We start from the raw sequence: 18,091 nt of genomic DNA on the forward strand, positions 1-18,091 counted from the left end.
TTTTTGAACAATGCCGTTACGGACCCTTGAGACCTGGCCCCACGGCGCAATCATGCTGGACGCAGAACACACGCGTTTTGCCTTGTGGGCGCCAGATGCGTTTTTTGTCAGTGTCGAACTGGAAGATGGACAATCCTTGCCGTTACTGCCTCAGGCCGATGGCTGGTTCGTGATCAAAACGCGTTGCCCGGCAGGCACGCGTTATCGCTTCAACATCGACGGTGAGATTGAAGTACCCGACCCGGCTTCCCGCGCACAGGCCGGTGACATTCATCGGCACAGCGTGGTGGTCGACCCGCTCGCCTACACCTGGCAACACAGCACCTGGCTGGGGCGGCCATGGAACGAGGCGGTGATCTACGAATTGCACGTCGGTGCGCTGGGTGGCTTCAGTGAAGTCGAACAGCACCTCGAGCGCCTCGCGGCGTTGGGCATTACGGCCATCGAGCTGATGCCCATCGCGCAATTTCCCGGTGATCGAAACTGGGGCTACGACGGGGTGCTGCCCTACGCGCCCCAGGCGTCCTATGGCACCCCCGAACAACTCAAGCACCTGATCGACACCGCCCACGGCCATGGCCTGGCGGTGATCCTCGACGTGGTCTACAACCACTTCGGCCCGGATGGCAATTACCTGCATCGCTACGCCAAGGGCTTCTTCAATGAAGACAAGCACACGCCCTGGGGCGCGGCCATCGACTTCCGGCGGCGCGAGGTGCGTGACTTCTTCATCGACAATGCGTTGATGTGGTTGCTGGAATACCGCTTTGACGGTTTGCGCTTTGATGCGGTGCACGCCATCGAAAGCCCGGACTTTCTTCAGGAACTGGCGCAACGCATTCGCCAGCAGACCGATCCGGCGCGGCATGTGTGGTTGACGGTCGAGAACGAGCACAACCAGGCCAGCCTGCTGCAAGAAGGGTTCGACGCGCAGTGGAACGACGACGGCCACAACGCGTTGCACGTGCTGCTGACCGGTGAAACCGATGCCTATTACGCCGACTACGCCGACAACCCCACCGAACAATTGGCCCGCTGCCTGAGCCAGGGCTTCGTGTTTCAGGGTCACACCAACCGCCATGGGGAAGCCCGCGGTGAGCCCAGCGGTCATTTGCCGCCCACGGCGTTCGTGCTGTTTTTGCAAAATCATGACCAGATCGGCAATCGCGCGTTCGGCGAACGGCTGCACCAACTGGCCCATCCCGACGCATTGAAAGCCGCGACAGCATTGTTGCTGTTGTCGCCGATGATCCCGTTGATGTTCATGGGCGACGAATTCGCCGCACAAGAACCATTCCTGTTCTTCACCAGCCATCACGGAGAACTCGCGGAACTGGTCCGCGAAGGACGTCGTAACGAGTTTTCCGCGTTCAGCGCCTTTGCCGATCCGGATAAACGCGAACAGATCCCCGACCCGAACGCGCCGCAGACGTTTGAAGACTCACGCCCGAACCTGACGGCGAGCCGACAATCCACCCTTTACGCGCTGTATCGCCAACTGTTGCAGATCCGTCATGAGCAGATCATCGCGCACTTGCCGGGCGCTCACCCGTTGGGGGCCGACGTGCTGGCGCAAGGCGCCGTGACGGCGCGCTGGCAACTGGGCGATGGCAGCCTGCTGCGCATTGACCTGAACCTCAGCGACACGCCGGTGGTCCACTCCCCACAGGTCGGCACGTCGTTGCTGTTCGAACACCCGCCGAAGTCCGCCGACCTGTTGGATCAGGGCACACTTGCCCCGTATTGCGCGCTAGTCAGCCTCACGGCCGCGGCCCCTTTGCTACCCCCGGATGGAGAGCGCCAATGAGCGATGCGCAACTGGAAATACTGGCCGGCCGAGCTGGCCTGGCAGTCGACTGGATCGACGCCAACGGCCGCCCACAGAAAGTCGCCCCATCAGTGTTACGCAACGTCCTGACCGGACTCGGCCACCCGGCCGGCAGTGCCCAGGAAATCGACGCCAGCCTGCTCGAATTGCAGCAGGTGCAACAGACCCGGCACCTGCCGCCGCTGCTGACCGCAGACTTTGGCGTGGGCCTGAGCCTGGCGCATTACTTCGAGCCGCAAACACTCTGCGAGATCCACCTTGAAGATGGCTCGCGACTCAACCTGAAACTGGATGCCGAGGCGTCGCTGCCCGGTCTGATCCCGGTCGGTTACCAGCACGTCAGCATTGACGGGCAGTCCTTTACGCTGGCCGTGGCACCGACGCGCTGCTACAGCGTCGGCGATGCCGTCGACAGTCCGATCCCCCGCGCCTGGGGACTCAGCGTGCAATTGTATTCGCTGCGCCGTCCCGGCGATGGCGGTTTCGGCGATACCCAGGCACTGGAAGATCTCGCCCGGGTGGCCGGTGAACGGGGCGCCGAAGCCTTGGCGATCAGCCCGCTGCACGCGATGTTCAGAAGCGATACCCAGCGCTACAGCCCCTATTCGCCGTCCAGCCGTCTGTTTCTCAACAGCCTTTACGCCGCGCCCGGTGCGATCCTCGGGGAGCGAGCGATGCGCACGGCGATTGATGCCACCGGGCTCGCCGCTGAACTCAAGCACCTTGAAGCACTGCCACTGATCGACTGGCCCGTCGCGGCCGAAGCCAAGCATCGTCTGTTGCAGGCGTTGTATGAAGGCTTCGTCCAGGGCGAACACCCGCTGCATGCCGACTTCAGCAGCTACCGCCACGCTGCCGGCGAAGCCCTGGAAAACCACTGCCGCTTCGAAGCCATTCAGGAAGCCCGCGCCGCCAAGGGTGAAAACCTCGACTGGCGCGAATGGCCCGAGCAATGGCGCGATCCGCGCAGCGCAGCGCTGGCTGAATTCGCCGAAGAGAATGCCGGGCGCATTGGCTTCTTTGCCTTTTGCCAATGGCTGATCACCCGATGCCTGGAGCGTGCACAAACCGCCGCCCGCAGCAGCGGCATGAGCATTGGCTTGATCGCTGACCTGGCGGTGGGTGCCGACGGCGGTGGCAGCCAGGCCTGGAGCCGCCAGGATGAACTGCTCGCCTCCCTGACCGTGGGCGCGCCACCGGACATTCTCAACCGTACCGGCCAGGGCTGGGGGATTTCCGCGTTCTCGCCCGAAGGTCTGGTACGCAACGGCTTTCGCGCTTTCATCGAAATGCTCCGGGCCAACTTCGCCCACGCGGGCGGTCTGCGCATCGATCACGTCATGGGCCTGCAACGGTTGTGGGTGATCCCCAACGGTGCAGTACCCGCTGACGGCGCTTATCTCTATTACCCGGTTGACGATCTGCTGCGCCTTCTGGCCCTTGAATCCCATCGGCATCAGGCCATCGTCCTTGGCGAAGATCTCGGTACGGTGGAGGACAGCCTGCGGGAGAAACTCATCGCCCGCTCGATCCTCGGCATGCGCGTGATGCTGTTCGAACAGGACAACGCACACTTCAAACCGATCCTCGACTGGCCGGACAACGCACTGGCGACCACCAGCACCCACGACCTGCCGACGCTCAATGGCTGGTGGCATGGCCGCGACATCGACTGGAACGCCAGGTTGGGGCTGGTCGATGCCCAGAGTGAAATCGAGTGGCGCCATCACCGCGAACGCGAGCGCGAAGGCCTGCGCCGTGTATTGAGCGAAGACCCGCAGAACTTTCGCGAGGAGTCCCACGAAACCGATCAGGTGCTCGACGCCGCCATTCGTTTCCTCGGTCATACCCGCGCGCCGCTGGTGTTGCTGCCACTGGAAGATGCCCTGGGCATCGAGCAGCAGGCCAACCTGCCCGGCACCATCGATACGCACCCCAATTGGTCGCGACGTTTGCCCGGCGACAGCGAAGCGCTGCTCGATCACCCGGACGCCGCCCGGCGCCTGGAACTGCTCGCTTGCGCGCGACTTCAGGCCGCCGAGCGTGACCGATGAATCCGCCACGTACTCAACCGCTGCGCGCGACCTTGCGACTGCAGTTTCATAAAGGTTTCACGCTCGACGATGCGGTGCCGCTGGTGCCGTATTTCGCCAGCCTCGGCATCAGCCATGTCTACGCCTCGCCACTGCTGAGCGCCCGCGCCGGTTCCATGCATGGCTATGACGTTGTGGACCCGACCACGGTCAACCCTGAACTGGGCGGTGAAGCGGCATTGCGCCGGCTGGTCTGCGCGTTGCGTGCGCAGAACATGGGGCTGATCCTCGACATCGTCTCCAACCACATGGCCGTCGGCGGCGGTGATAACCCCTGGTGGCAAGACTTGCTGGAATGGGGACGCCTAAGCCCTTATGGCGAGTTCTTCGACATCCAATGGCATTCGCCCGATCCGTTGATGGAAGGCCAGCTGCTGTTGCCCTTTCTCGGCAGCGACTACGGCGTTGCGTTGCAGGACGGCACCCTGCCCTTGCGCTTCGATGCGCACCGTGGCGCGTTTTATGTCGAACACTACGATCACCACTTCCCGATTTGCCCGATGAATTTTGGCGAACTGCTGAAAGCGGATGACGAGCAACTCAAATCACTGGCCGACCGCTTCAGCACCTTGAGTTATCAGACCGACGCCCACCGTCTGGCGATGCCGTTGAAAGACGAGCTGCGCGAACTCGCCAGCGACCCGGCTGTGCTTCAAACCCTTTCACAGAACCTGAAAGCCTACGACTCGCTCACGCCGGACGGCTTTCAGCGTCTGCATCAGTTGCTGGAGCGCCAGAGCTATCGCCTCGCCAGTTGGCGAACGGCAGCGGACGACATCAACTGGCGGCGCTTTTTCGATGTCAACGAACTGGGCGGCCTGCGCGTGGAGCGCCCGGCGGTGTTCGAAGCAACCCACGCGAAAATCTTCGAGCTGGTGGCTGAAGGCCTGATCGACGGCTTGCGCATCGACCACATCGATGGCCTCGCCGACCCGCGCGGCTATTGCCGCAAACTGCGGCGCCGGGTCGACAGCCTGGCGCCGGATCGGCACTTGCCGATCTACGTCGAGAAGATCCTTGGTGAGGGGGAAACCCTGCACCGTGACTGGTCGGTGGATGGCACCACCGGTTACGAATTCATGAACCAGTTGTCATTGCTGCAACATGACCCCGACGGCGCACAAACCCTGGGCGAACTGTGGAGTCGCTACAGCGAACGGCCCGCCGATTTCCGTCAGGAAGCACAACTGGCGCGTCAGCAGATCCTCAACGGTTCCCTCGCCGGCGATTTCGAAAGTGTCGCCCAGGCCCTGTTGCAAGTGGCCCGGGATGATCTGATGACCCGCGACCTGACCCTCGGCGCGATTCGCCGGGCGTTGCAGGAACTGATCGTGCATTTCCCGGTGTATCGCACCTACATCAGCCCCCGTGGGCGCTCCACTGAAGACGATGTGTTTTTCCAGCAAGCCATGGACGGTGCGCGGCAAACTCTCGGCGAGGCCGATTGGCCCGTGCTCGATTGCCTCGCTCGATGGCTGGGTGGTGAACCTTGGCGCAAACGCCCGGTGGGCCGGCCGCGCAAGATGCTCAAACATGCCTGCGTACGTTTTCAGCAGTTGACGTCGCCCGCGGCGGCGAAGGCCGTTGAGGACACTGCGTTCTATCGCTCGGCGGTCTTGCTGTCGCGTAATGACGTGGGTTTCAGCACCGAGCAATTCAGCGCACCAGTGGCCGACTTCCATGCCGCGTGCCTCAATCGCCTCGAAGAATTCCCCGACAATCTGCTGGCGACCGCGACCCATGACCACAAACGCGGCGAAGACACCCGCGCCAGGCTGGCGGTATTGAGTGAGCGTAGCGCGTGGTTTGCCTGGCAGGTGCCGCTCTGGCAGACGCTGGCCCGGCCGCTGCGCGACGACGACCAGATGCCGTCCGCGGGCGATGAGCTGATCCTGTATCAGGCGCTCCTCGGCAGCTGGCCACTGGATCTGCGCAATGACGATAAAGCAGCGTACGAAAACTACACTCAACGTGTGTTGCAGTGGCACCAGAAAGCCTTGCGCGAAGCCAAATTGCAAAGCAGCTGGAGTGCACCCAACGACGCTTATGAACACGCGGCTCACCAATTCCTCGAACGCCTGCTGCTCAGCCCCGAAGGTGAACGGCTGCGCGCAGCCCTCGGTAAAGCGGCGATGTCGATTGCTGCACCCGGTGCACTCAACAGCTTGGCGCAAACCTTGCTGCGCATGACCGTGCCGGGCATTCCGGACCTGTATCAAGGCAACGAGTACTGGGACTTCTCGCTGGTCGACCCGGACAACCGCCGCCCGGTGGATTACGCCAGCCGTCAACAGGCCATGCAGCGTCCGCTGGACCTGCCTGACCTGCTGGCGAACTGGCGGGACGGGCATATCAAACAAACCCTGATCGCGCGCACGTTGAACCTGCGCGCCGAGCATGCCGAGCTGTTTCAGCGAGGGTCGTATCAAGCGCTGGAAGTGGTCGGCAGCGAGGCACACCGGGTGCTGGCATTTGCGCGCTCGTACAACCAGAAGCAGGCGATCGTGATCGTACCGATACGCTGTGCAGGCCTGCTGGAAAACAGTGCCGAACCCCAGGTCGGCGCGCAGCAGTGGGGCGATACGCGGGTCAAATTACCGTTCACCACCCCTGACGACAATCTAAAGGGACTTTTTTCCAGCGTCGCAGTCACAGAACACAAGGAGCTGATGATTAGCGCCGCGCTGGGGGATTTCCCGGTCAATCTCTTTATCCAAAAACTTTGAGTTCAGTTCAGGAGCATAGCGATGAGTACCGACGAAAAACGCATCCGCGAATTTGCCTATCAGATCTGGGAATCGGAAGGGAAACCCGAGGGCGAGGAATCCCGTCATTGGGAGATGGCTCGCAAGCTGGCTGAAGCCGAAGCCCTCGCGCCGAAGAAATCACCGAAGGCTGCCGGGAGCAAAGCCGCCACCGCCAAACCGGCGGCCAAAGTGGATGGCAAGCTCAACGGTCAGGCCGATGGCAAGGCTACGGCTTCGAAAGCCAAGGCCAAACCGGCCGCGGCGGCTGCGAAAGTAACGCCACCGGGTGAAAAAGCCGCCGAGAAAAAACCGCGCACCACGAAAAAACCACCAGCGGTTTGACGCTTCACTTCATTGCAGCTTGATTGAACTCGTGGCGAGCCCGCTCGCCACCGTGGGCGCGTTCGCCCACTGAAAACTGTAGGAGCGAGGCTTGCCCGCGAAGGCGGTGTTTCAGTAACAGTTGAATCGTCTGACACACCGCCTTCGCGGGCAAGCCTCGCTCCTACAAAAAGCATTACCCTTTTTGCAGGAGCACCTATGACCGATCCGAAAAAATCCGCGCCAGAACCTCAAGCCGAGGCCTCGCGAATCCGTGAAGGCTTGCCCTTCCCGCTTGGCGCCACCTGGGATGGTCTGGGGGTCAACTTTGCGTTGTTTTCCGCCAATGCAACCAAGGTCGAACTGTGCATTTTCGATGACGCCGGCGAAGTCGAACTGGAACGCATCGAGCTGCCGGAATACACCGACGAGATTTACCACGGTTACCTGCCCGACGCCCATCCGGGGCTGATCTACGGCTACCGCGTCTACGGTGCCTATGACCCGGCCAACGGACACCGCTTCAATCACAACAAACTGCTGATCGACCCCTATGCCAAACAACTGGTCGGCCAGTTGAAATGGTCCGAAGCGCTGTTCGGCTACACCATCGGCCACCCCGACGCCGACCTCAGTTTCGACGAGCGCGACAGCGCGCCGTTCGTACCCAAATGCAAAGTCATCGACCCGGCACACACGTGGGGCCACGACCACCGCGTCAGCGTGCCGTGGGACAAGACGATCATTTATGAGACTCACGTGCGCGGCATCAGCATGCGTCACCCTTCCGTCCCCGAGAACCTGCGTGGCACCTTCGCCGGGTTGATGGTCGATGACGTGCTGGAACACATTCGCAAGCTCGGAGTGTCGTCGGTGGAGTTGTTGCCGATCCATGCCTTCGTCAACGACCAGCATCTGCTGCACAAAGGCATGACCAATTACTGGGGCTACAACAGCATTGCGTTCTTCGCCCCGGACCCGCGCTACCTGGCCAGCGGCAAGATCGCCGAGTTCAAGGAGATGGTCGCGCACCTGCACGAAGCCAATCTCGAAGTGATCCTCGACGTGGTCTACAACCACACTGCCGAGGGCAACGAACAAGGCCCGACCCTGTCGATGCGCGGCATCGACAACGCCTCTTATTACCGTTTGATGCCTGAAGACAAGCGCTTTTACATCAACGATTCCGGCACCGGTAACACCCTGGACCTGAGTCACCCGTGCGTGCTGCAAATGGTCACCGACTCCCTGCGCTACTGGGCCACGGAAATGCATGTCGACGGTTTCCGCTTTGACCTGGCGACCATTCTCGGGCGCTATCACGATGGCTTCGACGAGCGTCACAGCTTCCTCGTCGCCTGCCGCCAGGACCCGGTGCTGCGTCAGGTGAAGATGATTGCCGAGCCGTGGGACTGTGGTCCCGGTGGTTATCAGGTCGGTGGTTTTCCGCCGGGATGGGTCGAATGGAACGACAAGTTCCGCGATACCGTGCGCGCCTTCTGGAAAGGTGATGAAGGGCAACTGGCCGACTTCGCCAGCCGCATGACGGCTTCGGGCGAGATGTTCAATCAGCGTGGTCGGCGGCCGTATGCGTCGATGAACTTCATCACCGCCCACGACGGTTTTACCCTCAATGACCTGGTGTCGTACAACGACAAACACAACGAAGCCAACGACGAGAACAACCAGGACGGCAGCAACAACAACTTGTCCTGGAACCACGGCGTCGAAGGCCCGACCGACGATCCGGAGATCAACGCGCTGCGCCAGCGGCAGATGCGCAACTTCTTCGCCACGCTGCTGCTGTCCCAGGGCACGCCGATGCTGGTGGCCGGTGACGAGTTTGCCCGTACCCAGGAGGGCAACAACAACGCCTATTGCCAGGACAGCGAGATCGGTTGGGTCAATTGGGACCTGAGCGAAGACGGCAAGGCGTTGCTGAAGTTCGTCAAACGCCTGATCAAGTTGCGCCTGACCTACCCGATCCTGCGTCGCGGACGGTTCCTGGTGGGCAATTACAACGAGGACATCGGCGTCAAGGACGTCACCTGGCTGGCGCCGGATGGCAGCGAAATGACTATCGAACAGTGGCAAGAGGCCCACGGCAAATGCCTGGGCATGTTGCTCGATGGCCGCGCGCAGGAAACCGGGATTCGCCGCAAGGGCGGTGACGCGACCTTGCTGCTGGTGGTCAACGCGCACCACGACATCGTCAACTTCACCTTGCCGGAAGTGCCGGACGGCGGTTTCTGGACCTGCATGGTCGACACCAACCAACCGTCGATTCGTGGCCAGGAACGCTTCGAGTTCGGTCACGAATATTCCGTCACCGGCCGCTCGCTGCTGCTGTTCGAATTGCAGCATGAGGAAGAAGAGTGAAATGGACCTACAGGCTTTTCTCCATCGACAGTCAGCGGACTACGCCGATACACGGGCGCTAGGCCGGTGCTTGCGGGAGCTGGTCGAGGCCGGTCTTGATCAGCTTCCGCTGCCCGGCAGCGGCCGGACGCTGGAGCGCTTTCAGCGACTGGCCGAAGTCGGCGGGCATGACCTGGGGTTGTGCAAGCTGTACGAGGGTCATACCGATGCCTTGGCGATCATTCAGCAACTCGGCGGTTCGCCCACGCCTTCCAGCACTTGGGGAATGTGGGCCGCCGAGCCACCGGATGCGCGGGTGCGGGTCAGTCCTCAAGGCCAGATGGTTGCGCTGAACGGGCGTAAGGCCTGGTGTTCAGGCGCAGCGGTGTTGAGCCACGCGTTGCTGACGGCGTGGGATGAACAGGACCGCCAGCAATTGGTCGCGGTGGCGCTGGATCATCCGGGCGTGACCATCACCGATCACGGCTGGCAAGCGGTGGGCATGGGTGCCTCCGGCAGCGTTGAAGTGCTGTTCGACGGCGCCGAAGCCCAGGCCATCGGCAACCCCGGCGATTACTTGCAACGCCCCGGCTTCTGGCAAGGCGGGATCGGCATTGCGGCGTGCTGGTACGGCGCGGCGCAGAGTCTCGCCGAACGTCTGCGCAGTCACTGCGGCCATCGCGAAGAACCCCACGCCCTCGCCCACCTTGGCGCCGTCGACAGCGCGCTGCATGCAGCGGCAACCGTGTTGCGATTCAGCGCATTGAGCATCGATGCCGCACCACAGGAAGACGCCGAACACCTCGCTCGCCGCACCCGGGCGGTGGTGGAAAATGCCGTCGAACAGGTGATCCTGCACGTCGGCCACGCCCTCGGCGCCGGTCCTTATTGCAAGGACCGGCAATTCGCCCGACTGATCGCCGACCTGCCGGTGTTCCTCCGTCAAAGCCACGCCGAGCGCGACCTCGCCGCGCTCGGCCAGCACGTCATCAAGGGAACATGGACGTTATGAAAACCAATCCCATCGTAGGCCAGGGCACGCCCTTGCAGCTGTGGCAAACCTCCAGCCACCTGGCGCAAATGCCGGTGATCGACATCCTCGACCTGGTGCCCGAAGGTTCCCGGGCCGTGGTCATCGCCCCGCACCCGGACGACGAAGTGCTTGGCTGCGGCGGTTTCCTGCAATTGCTCGCCGCCGCCGGGCGGCCGTTGCAACTGATCTCGGTCACCGATGGCAGCGCGAGCCATCCCGGTTCCCGGCGCTGGCCGGTCGAGCGCTTGAGCGCGGTCCGTCCGCAAGAATCCGTCGAAGCGTTGCGTCGACTCGGCCTGCCGTTACACAGCCTCAAATGGTTGCGCGGCGGATTCGCCGACAGTCAGGTCGCGGCGCGGGAAACGCAATTGGGTGAATTCATCGAGCGTCACCTGCGCCCCACCGACGTGGTCTTCACCACGTGGCGCGAAGACGGCCATTGCGACCATGAAGCCGTCGGGCGCGCCAGTGCCGCAGCGGCTCAACGTGTCGGCGCAACGGTGCATGAACTGCCCGTCTGGACGTGGCATTGGGCAACCCCTGAAGACAGCCTGGTGCCCTGGCAGCGAGCGCGAAAAATCCTGCTGGCCCCGCCGCTGGTCGCGCGCAAGCGTCATGCCATTCATGCCTTCGCCAGTCAATTGGAGGGCGACCCGAACATCGGCTTGCCGCCGGTGCTGGCGCCGTACGTGCTCGATCGTTTGCTGCAACCGTTTGAGGTGGTGTTTCTATGAGTGTCGAGGATCGCTATTTCGACGGGTTGTTTGCCGGCAGCGACGATCCCTGGGCGTTTCGTCAGCGCTGGTACGAACAGCGCAAACGCGCGATCACCCTCGCCGCGCTGCCCCGCCCCCACTACCGTTCCATCTTCGAACCCGGTTGCGCCAACGGTGAACTAAGCGCCGAACTGGCCACCCGTTGCGACCGTCTGTTGTGTTGCGACACCGCAGCCGCCGCCGTGACGCTGGCCAGAACGCGCCTGAGTCTGTTCGACCACGCCGAAGTCCGCCAAAACCGCGTGCCGGGCGACTGGCCGAACGAACAGTTCGACCTGATCGTGCTCAGTGAAGTCGGTTACTACCTGGACGCCGATGACCTCAAACAGCTCATCGAACACGCGGCACAGTCACTGACCGCCGATGGCCAGCTGCTGGCCTGCCACTGGCGCCCGCCGATCGATGGCTGCCCGCTTAACGCCCGGCAGGTTCATGACTTGCTGCACGAACATCTGCACCTGCCGCGCCTGGTGCTACATCAGGAAGCCGATTTCCTGTTGGAACTCTGGAGCCGCGAACCGCGTTCCGTGGCGGCGCTGGAGGGCCTGCGATGATCGGTATTCTAATCCCGGCGCACAACGAAGAGGACTTGCTCGAAGACTGTCTGCAAGCCGCGCTGCGTGCCGCGCAACATGAGCTGTTGGGCGGTGAGACGGTCGTCGTGCTGGTGGTGCTCGACAGTTGCACGGATCGATCGTCCGACATCGTCGGCAGTTACCCGGTGCACTGCCTGGAAATCAATGCGCGCAATGTCGGCGAGGCCCGCGCTGCGGGTGCGCGGTTTCTGCTGGAGCGCGGGGTGCGCTGGATTTCCTGCTCCGACGCCGACAGTCGCGTGGCTCACGACTGGCTGGTGGCGCAACTGTCGCTCGAGGTGGATGCGGTGTGCGGCACGGTCACCGTGGAAACCTGGGATGAATCGTTCAGCGAATCGGCACAGATTCGTTATCACCAGCACTATCAGAACCGTGAGGGACACCGGCATATTCACGGCGCCAATCTCGGAATCAGCGCCGAGGCCTACCGACTTGCCGGCGGTTTCGAACCCCTGGCGAGCGATGAAGACGTGCAATTGGTGCGGCAACTCGAACGCTGCGGCGCGACGATTGCCTGGAGCCAGCGTCCTCAGGTACTCACCAGTGCACGACTGGACAGTCGGGCCCGGGGCGGCTTCGGTGACTACTTGCGCGACCTGATGCAGGCCGGATAAAACCGATCGAATCGAACATCGGCGCGACGAATAGCCGTTCTTGAGCAATACTCTGCTCGCTGCAATCCAGGGTTCGGAGCGCGGCACTTTGCTATCAACTAGAACAAGGACGTAGCCCGATGAAATCCGTTTCCATCAGCGACAGCAGCCCGTCAGCGCAGGTCTGGAATAGCGCTCTTCAGCTGGACAATGTTCCGGTCATCAATACTCAGACCCTGGTCCCCGCTGGCGCGCGCGCCGTGGTGATCGCGCCGCATCCCGGTGACGAAGTGGTGACCTGCGGCGGTCTGCTGCAATTACTCAGTGCCCTTGGCCATCCCCTTCAACTGATCTCGATCACCGACGGCAGCGCCAGTCATCCGGGGTCGCAGCAGTGGTCAGAGAAACGCCTCAGCGTGTTTCGCCCCCAGGAAAGCGTCGAAGCCTTGCGCCGGCTCGGATTGCCGATGCACAGCCTGAAGTGGATTCGCGGCGGTTTTACCGACAATGCCCTGGCCGAGCGCGAGCTTCAATTGACCCAGTTCATTGCCCGCTACCTGCGTCCTGGCGATGTGGTGTTCACCACCTGGTGCGAGGACGGCAATGTCGACCATGAAGCCGTCGCCCGCGCCAGCGCCAAAGCCGCGGCCTCGGTCGGCGCCGCGTTCAACGAAATGCCGGTCTGGGCCTGGCACTGGCCGTTGCGTGACAGTGGATTGATCCCCTGGCATCGCGCACGCAAGGTCCGTCTCGATACGTGGTCCGTCGCGCGCAAAAGCCACGCCACTCACGCTTACGCCAGCCAGCTCGACGGTGAACCGGCCATCGGTATCGCCCCGCTGCTGCCACCGGTGCTGCTTGAGTGGATGCGGTTGCCGTACGAAATCGTATTCGTCTGAACGACCCCAGCCCTCTGTAGGAGCGAAGCTTGCTCGCGAAGGCGGTGTGTCAGACAACATCAATGTTAAATGGCACACCGTCTTCGCGAGCAAGCTTCGCTCCTACAGAGGGCTGGGGTTACATTCGAACTGAACTGCCCGCGCCGGTTTCAGTCGCATACATAAGCAACCCTGATTCAGAGGAGTGAAAGTGAGCGATGATTCCAAACGGCAATCCGTCGACTCGGTGCCATTGAACACGCCCCCGGCGATTCATCGACTTCGCGTGTTGACGGTCAACACCCACAAGGGCTTCACCGCGCTCAACCGACGCTTCATTCTCCCGGAACTGCGTGAGGCGGTACGCAGTACATCGGCGGACCTGGTGTTCCTGCAGGAAGTCGTCGGCGAACACGAGCGGCATTCTTCCCGTTTCAACAATTGGCCGCAGACCTCGCAATACGAGTTCCTGGCGGACAGCATGTGGAGCGATTTCGCCTACGGGCGCAACGCGGTTTACCCCAATGGCCACCACGGCAACGCACTGCTGTCGAAATACCCGATCCGCGAATACCGCAACCTCGACGTCTCGATCACCGGGCCCGAACGCCGCGGACTGTTGCATTGCGTGCTGGACGTCCCGGGCCACACCGAAGTCCATGCGATCTGCGTGGCACCTGAGTCTGCTGGAAAGCCATCGCCAGTTGCAGCTCGAATTACTCTGCCAACTGCTGGAGTCATTGCCCGACGATGCCCCGGTGATCATCGCCGGCGACTTCAACGACTGGCAGTTGCAAGGCAACACCGCCCTCGCCCGTCGTGACTACCTGCACGAAGCCTTCGAACGTCATCATGGTCGTCCGGCCAAAACCTATCCGGCGCGGTTTCCGTTGCTGCGCCTGGACCGGATCTATCTGCGCAATGCCAATAGTCACGAACCGCGGATACTGGGAAGCAAACCGTGGACTCATCTGTCTAATCATCTGCCGTTGGCGGTGGAAGTGCATTTGTAGCGCTTCCTCACGCCCCCCTCATTTTCGTCAGCACTATTGACAGTAATATTTTGGAATTTTTATTGGCTATTCCGGCGGCCAGTCCTGCTCATGTACCGACTGTCGGCTGCTAAAACGCCTCTGGATCACGGCTTCCATGATGATTTTTCGTACAAACAAGAACTTAGATAAGCACTGAAAAACAATTAGTTGCATTGGCTAAATAAGCTATACCACTCATCGTTCATTTTCTTGACGCGGAGCTTTGAGTCTTCTTAGCTTCACCGTACTACCCCCGGAAGTAACACCTGAGGCAAACCATCAGACACCCGTGAAAACGGGCGGGCGAAGGCTTGCCCCACTCCATTCGGTCGCCCCTCATTCGGGGTAGGAGAGACGCCAGAGCGAGATTCCGCATGCGACTGCAAGGTAGACCTCCATGAAAACTTCTTTCACCTCACAAGAGATCAAAGTCACTCTTTGCACTGTCTCGAGTTCACTCCTGCTGTGCTCATCCATGGAAGTGCAGGCCTCGCCTGCCGAGGAAGAAACAACCCCCTGGTATGACCAGGAGGTCCCGGTGCTTACCTTGCCCGCGCTCGCATCAACCTACCCCGGCCGCTTCAGCGCCAATCCTGATTTGCGAAGTTCACACCTGACGATCGAAGACGCTGCGCCTTCGGCCTGGGATCAGCTTTACGGACAGGCGTCGCGACAGGCTCTAACCGATTACCAGTCCCAGGGCTTCACGTTGCCTGGCGCCAATCAACTCAAAGGTCCGGCGATCCTGACGCTGCAAAGTGGCAGCGGCCATACCCAGCAGTTCGGTCTGATCGGCGGCACCAGTCAGTTCCAGAGTAACGGCAACGGCCTGCTGACCAGTCGCGCCCTCGCCGCCCCCAACACCGACACGCTTAACCTGCAAGGTCAGAGCCTCGGTGCCTACTACAGCTTGACCGGCCCCCAAGGCTGGCACGTGGATTTGACGGCCAGCGGAGGCCGGGTCAACGGCATCAGCCGCAGCGAACAAGGCGCCCGGCAAGTCACCGAAGGCAGCGCAGTCACCTTCTCGGTGGAAGGCGGCTTTCCGATTGGTCTGAGCGACAACTGGGTCGTTGAACCCCAGGCGCAGTTGATCAATCAGCGAATCACGCTGGACACGCCCTACGCAGGATCGGAAAATGCGTCGTCCAGCGACCTGACCTCCTGGAGCGGCCGGGTCGGCGCGCGATTGAAAGGTAGTTACGACATCAACGGCCTCGCGGTTGAACCGTATGTGCGGACCAACTTGTGGCACACGGTGTACACCGGCAATACAGTGACCCTCGATCAGGTCGACAAGATCAGCAGCAGCCGCTACTCATCAACCGTCGAAGTGGGGTTGGGGCTGGTGGCCAGAGTGACACCCGCCGTAAGTCTGTACTTCAGCGCCGATTACAGCAGTGATGTGGATGACAATGATTTGAATGGGTTGATTGGCAGTCTGGGTGTGCGGATGCGGTGGTGAGCGTTTTGCCTTGAGAGATTCGGTGTCGGGTCGAACGTCTTCGCGAGCAAGCCCGCTCCCACATTGGCTCTGTGTACGACACGAATCTAATGTGGGAGCGGGCTTGCTCGCGAATGGCAGCGCTTCGGTACTAGATCAACCCTCCGGCCGCAACATCAACACCGCCAACGGCGGCAGATTCAGCACCAGCGACAACGCCTGGCCGTGGCTCGCCTCTTCTTCGGTAAACGCTCCGCCACTGTTCCCGTAATTCGACCCGGCATACATCGCCGCATCGCTATTGATCACTTCAGTCCACCGCCCGGCAAACGGCACGCCAATCCGATAGCCCTCACGCGGCACCGGCGTAAAGTTAGCCACCACCAACACCGGCCGCCCATCCTTGCTCCAGCGCATAAACGCGTAAACGCTGTTGATCGCGTCATCGCCAATCAACCACTGGAACCCCTGCGGCGCGTCGTCCTGGTCATGCAAGGCGGGCTCTTCGCGGTACAACCGGTTCAGGTCGCCGACGAGTTTCTGCACGCCTTTGTGTTCCGAATACTGCAGCAAGTACCAATCCAGTTGCTGATCGTGGTTCCACTCGCGCCACTGACCAAACTCGCACCCCATGAACAACAGTTTTTTGCCCGGATGCGCCCACATGAAGCTCAGGTACGCCCGCAGGTTGGCAAATTTCTGCCAGCGATCACCGGGCATCTTGTCGATCAGCGAGTGTTTGCCGTGGACCACTTCGTCGTGGGAGATCGGCAGGATAAAGCGCTCGGACCAGGCATACACCAGACCGAAACTCAGTTCGTTGTGGTGATGTGCGCGGTACACCGGGTCTTGCTGGATGTAGTGCAGCGAATCGTGCATCCAGCCCATGTTCCATTTGTAATCGAAACCCAGACCACCCTGTTGCGTGCCCTGGCTGACGCCGGGCCACGCCGTGGATTCTTCGGCGATTACCAGCGCGCCGGGTGCTTCCAGGTTGACCACGTCGTTGAGGTGGCGCAGGAAGTCGATCGCTTCAAGGTTTTCCCGACCGCCGTGACGGTTCGGCACCCACTCGCCGGCCTTGCGCGAGTAATCGCGGTACAGCATCGACGCCACCGCATCGACGCGCAGGCCATCGACATGGAAATGCTTGAGCCAGTGCAGCCCCGAGGCCAGCATGTAGCCGTGCACTTCGGTGCGGCCGAGGTTGTAGATCAGCGTGTCCCAATCCTGGTGGAAGCCTTCCTGCGGGTTGTCGTATTCGTACAGCGCGGTGCCGTCGAATTGCGCCAGACCGTGGGTATCGGTCGGAAAATGCGCCGGGACCCAATCGAGAATGACGCCGATGTCGGCCAGGTGGCAGGCGTTGACGAACGCCGCGAAATCATCCGGCGAACCGTAACGGGCGCTCGGGGCAAACTGTGAGAGCAGTTGATAGCCCCACGAGCCGCCGAACGGGTGTTCCATGATTGGCATCAGTTCAATGTGGGTGAAACCCAGTTCCTTGACGTACGGAATCAACCGTTCGCCCAGCTCATGCCAGGTGTACTGGCGGGCCACTTCGCCCAGATCATCCAGCTCGCACTGCCAGGAGCCGGCGTGCAATTCGTAGATCGACAGCGGTGCACTGGGGTTTGAACGCTCGACCCGGGCCTGCATCCACTCGTGGTCCTGCCAGTCGATATTCAGCGGTGAAGCGACCTTCGACGCGGTGTCCGGCGGCAGCGCGGTGGCCAGCGCCATCGGATCGGCCTTGAGCGGCAAAATGCCGTGGGCACCGAGAATCTCGTACTTGTAGGCTTCCCCCGCTTGCATGCGCGGGATGAACAACTCCCAGACGCCGGTCGGGTGACGGAGGCGCATCGGGTGGCGACGGCCGTCCCAGTTATTGAAGTCACCAACCACCGACACCCGTTTGGCATTCGGAGCCCACACGGCGAAACGCACGCCGTCGACACCGTCGACGTTTTTCAGCTGCGCACCCAGGCAACTGCTCAAGTCACGGTGATTGCCTTCGGCGAACAGGTACAAGTCCATTTCACCGAGCAACGGGCCGAAGCTGTAAGGGTCTTCGGAAACCTGTTCGCCGCCCGCCCAACGCGTGCGCAGCACATACGGCTGCGCCCGATCGAAATGCCCGACAAACAGCCCGGGCGTTTCGGTGGCCTCAAGGCTGCCGAGTTCTTCCCCGGAATCCTTGGCCAACACCTGCACGCTCAATGCGTCAGGCAGATAAGCCCGAATGAACTGCCCACCGGCGTCGTCGCCATGGGGGCCGAGAATTGCAAAGGGGTCTTGATGCTGGGCGCGTACCAGCGCGTCGATGTCCCGCGATCTGGGCAGTAACGCCTCTTTAGCGTGACCCTGTTCCTTGTTCGAGAAACTCATGA

The 18,091-nt window shown here is 61.6% G+C and carries 12 protein-coding genes and 1 pseudogene; 12 read left to right on the forward strand and 1 reads right to left on the reverse strand.

Features of this window, described 5'->3' with window-relative positions; translation table 11 throughout:
• Nucleotides 1–10 precede the first annotated feature (10 nt).
• From treZ to KJF94_RS11930, 12 genes and pseudogenes are all read left to right on the forward strand, one after another.
• The gene (gene treZ / locus KJF94_RS11870) at nucleotides 11–1,807 is read left to right on the forward strand and encodes a malto-oligosyltrehalose trehalohydrolase (RefSeq protein ID WP_214383601.1); all 1,797 of its coding nucleotides are present in this window, start codon (nucleotides 11–13) and stop codon (nucleotides 1,805–1,807) included.
• On the forward strand, nucleotides 1,804–3,882 hold the full coding sequence (gene malQ, locus KJF94_RS11875) for a 4-alpha-glucanotransferase (protein ID WP_214383603.1): 2,079 nt from the start codon (nucleotides 1,804–1,806) through the stop codon (nucleotides 3,880–3,882). Before treZ ends, malQ begins: the two co-directional genes overlap by 4 nt.
• Nucleotides 3,879–6,647, forward strand: coding sequence for a malto-oligosyltrehalose synthase (locus KJF94_RS11880; RefSeq protein WP_214383605.1), 2,769 nt, complete (start codon nucleotides 3,879–3,881; stop codon nucleotides 6,645–6,647). The genes malQ and KJF94_RS11880 overlap by 4 nt, the downstream gene beginning before the upstream one ends.
• 21 nt (nucleotides 6,648–6,668) lie before the next feature.
• Nucleotides 6,669–7,010: a DUF2934 domain-containing protein gene (locus tag KJF94_RS11885; protein WP_214383607.1), complete on the forward strand. Its 342-nt coding sequence runs from the start codon at nucleotides 6,669–6,671 to the stop codon at nucleotides 7,008–7,010.
• Nucleotides 7,011–7,208: 198 nt separating this feature from the next.
• The gene (gene glgX, locus KJF94_RS11890) at nucleotides 7,209–9,368 is read left to right on the forward strand and encodes a glycogen debranching protein GlgX (protein WP_214383608.1); all 2,160 of its coding nucleotides are present in this window, start codon (nucleotides 7,209–7,211) and stop codon (nucleotides 9,366–9,368) included.
• A gap of 1 nt (nucleotide 9,369) precedes the next feature.
• Nucleotides 9,370–10,359 (forward strand): acyl-CoA dehydrogenase family protein, encoded by a 990-nt coding sequence (locus tag KJF94_RS11895; protein WP_214383610.1) that lies wholly within the window; start codon nucleotides 9,370–9,372, stop codon nucleotides 10,357–10,359.
• The gene (locus KJF94_RS11900; RefSeq protein WP_214383612.1) at nucleotides 10,356–11,114 is read left to right on the forward strand and encodes a PIG-L deacetylase family protein; all 759 of its coding nucleotides are present in this window, start codon (nucleotides 10,356–10,358) and stop codon (nucleotides 11,112–11,114) included. Before KJF94_RS11895 ends, KJF94_RS11900 begins: the two co-directional genes overlap by 4 nt.
• A complete protein-coding gene (locus KJF94_RS11905) occupies nucleotides 11,111–11,710 on the forward strand; it encodes an SAM-dependent methyltransferase (RefSeq protein WP_214383614.1) in 600 nt (199 codons plus the stop codon). The genes KJF94_RS11900 and KJF94_RS11905 overlap by 4 nt, the downstream gene beginning before the upstream one ends.
• A complete protein-coding gene (locus KJF94_RS11910) occupies nucleotides 11,707–12,366 on the forward strand; it encodes a glycosyltransferase family 2 protein (protein WP_214383616.1) in 660 nt (219 codons plus the stop codon). Before KJF94_RS11905 ends, KJF94_RS11910 begins: the two co-directional genes overlap by 4 nt.
• 119 nt (nucleotides 12,367–12,485) lie before the next feature.
• Nucleotides 12,486–13,244, forward strand: a complete 759-nt coding sequence (locus KJF94_RS11915; protein WP_214383618.1) for a PIG-L deacetylase family protein — start codon at nucleotides 12,486–12,488, stop codon at nucleotides 13,242–13,244.
• A 364-nt stretch (nucleotides 13,245–13,608) separates the two neighbouring features.
• Nucleotides 13,609–14,236 (forward strand): annotated as a pseudogene (locus KJF94_RS30430) (endonuclease/exonuclease/phosphatase family protein).
• Nucleotides 14,237–14,654: 418 nt separating this feature from the next.
• Nucleotides 14,655–15,722, forward strand: coding sequence for an autotransporter outer membrane beta-barrel domain-containing protein (locus KJF94_RS11930; protein WP_214383624.1), 1,068 nt, complete (start codon nucleotides 14,655–14,657; stop codon nucleotides 15,720–15,722).
• Between the two features lie 135 nt (nucleotides 15,723–15,857).
• Here the strand turns inward: KJF94_RS11930 and glgB are convergent, their stop codons facing one another.
• Nucleotides 15,858–18,089 carry a 1,4-alpha-glucan branching protein GlgB gene (gene glgB / locus KJF94_RS11935; RefSeq protein WP_214383626.1) on the reverse strand — a complete coding sequence of 744 codons (2,232 nt, stop codon included), beginning with the start codon at nucleotides 18,087–18,089 and terminating at the stop codon, nucleotides 15,858–15,860.
• Nucleotides 18,090–18,091 lie beyond the last annotated feature (2 nt).

The organism is Pseudomonas hormoni (genome assembly GCF_018502625.1).
Classification (GTDB): Bacteria; Pseudomonadota; Gammaproteobacteria; order Pseudomonadales; family Pseudomonadaceae; genus Aquipseudomonas; species Aquipseudomonas hormoni.

Excerpts from the sequence above, each read along its gene's own strand:
- KJF94_RS11915 (WP_214383618.1), top strand. The coding sequence starts at position 12,486 with ATGAAATCCGTTTCCATCAGCGACAGCAGCCCGTCAGCGCAGGTCTGG.
- KJF94_RS11905 (WP_214383614.1), top strand. The coding sequence starts at position 11,111 with ATGAGTGTCGAGGATCGCTATTTCGACGGGTTGTTTGCCGGCAGCGAC.
- KJF94_RS11885 (WP_214383607.1), top strand. The coding sequence starts at position 6,669 with ATGAGTACCGACGAAAAACGCATCCGCGAATTTGCCTATCAGATCTGG.
- KJF94_RS11880 (WP_214383605.1), top strand. The coding sequence starts at position 3,879 with ATGAATCCGCCACGTACTCAACCGCTGCGCGCGACCTTGCGACTGCAG.
- treZ (WP_214383601.1), top strand. The coding sequence starts at position 11 with ATGCCGTTACGGACCCTTGAGACCTGGCCCCACGGCGCAATCATGCTG.
- glgX (WP_214383608.1), top strand. The coding sequence starts at position 7,209 with ATGACCGATCCGAAAAAATCCGCGCCAGAACCTCAAGCCGAGGCCTCG.
- KJF94_RS11895 (WP_214383610.1), top strand. The coding sequence starts at position 9,370 with ATGGACCTACAGGCTTTTCTCCATCGACAGTCAGCGGACTACGCCGAT.
- KJF94_RS11930 (WP_214383624.1), top strand. The coding sequence starts at position 14,655 with ATGAAAACTTCTTTCACCTCACAAGAGATCAAAGTCACTCTTTGCACT.
- malQ (WP_214383603.1), top strand. The coding sequence starts at position 1,804 with ATGAGCGATGCGCAACTGGAAATACTGGCCGGCCGAGCTGGCCTGGCA.
- KJF94_RS11900 (WP_214383612.1), top strand. The coding sequence starts at position 10,356 with ATGAAAACCAATCCCATCGTAGGCCAGGGCACGCCCTTGCAGCTGTGG.
- KJF94_RS11910 (WP_214383616.1), top strand. The coding sequence starts at position 11,707 with ATGATCGGTATTCTAATCCCGGCGCACAACGAAGAGGACTTGCTCGAA.
- glgB (WP_214383626.1), bottom strand. The coding sequence starts at position 18,089 with ATGAGTTTCTCGAACAAGGAACAGGGTCACGCTAAAGAGGCGTTACTG.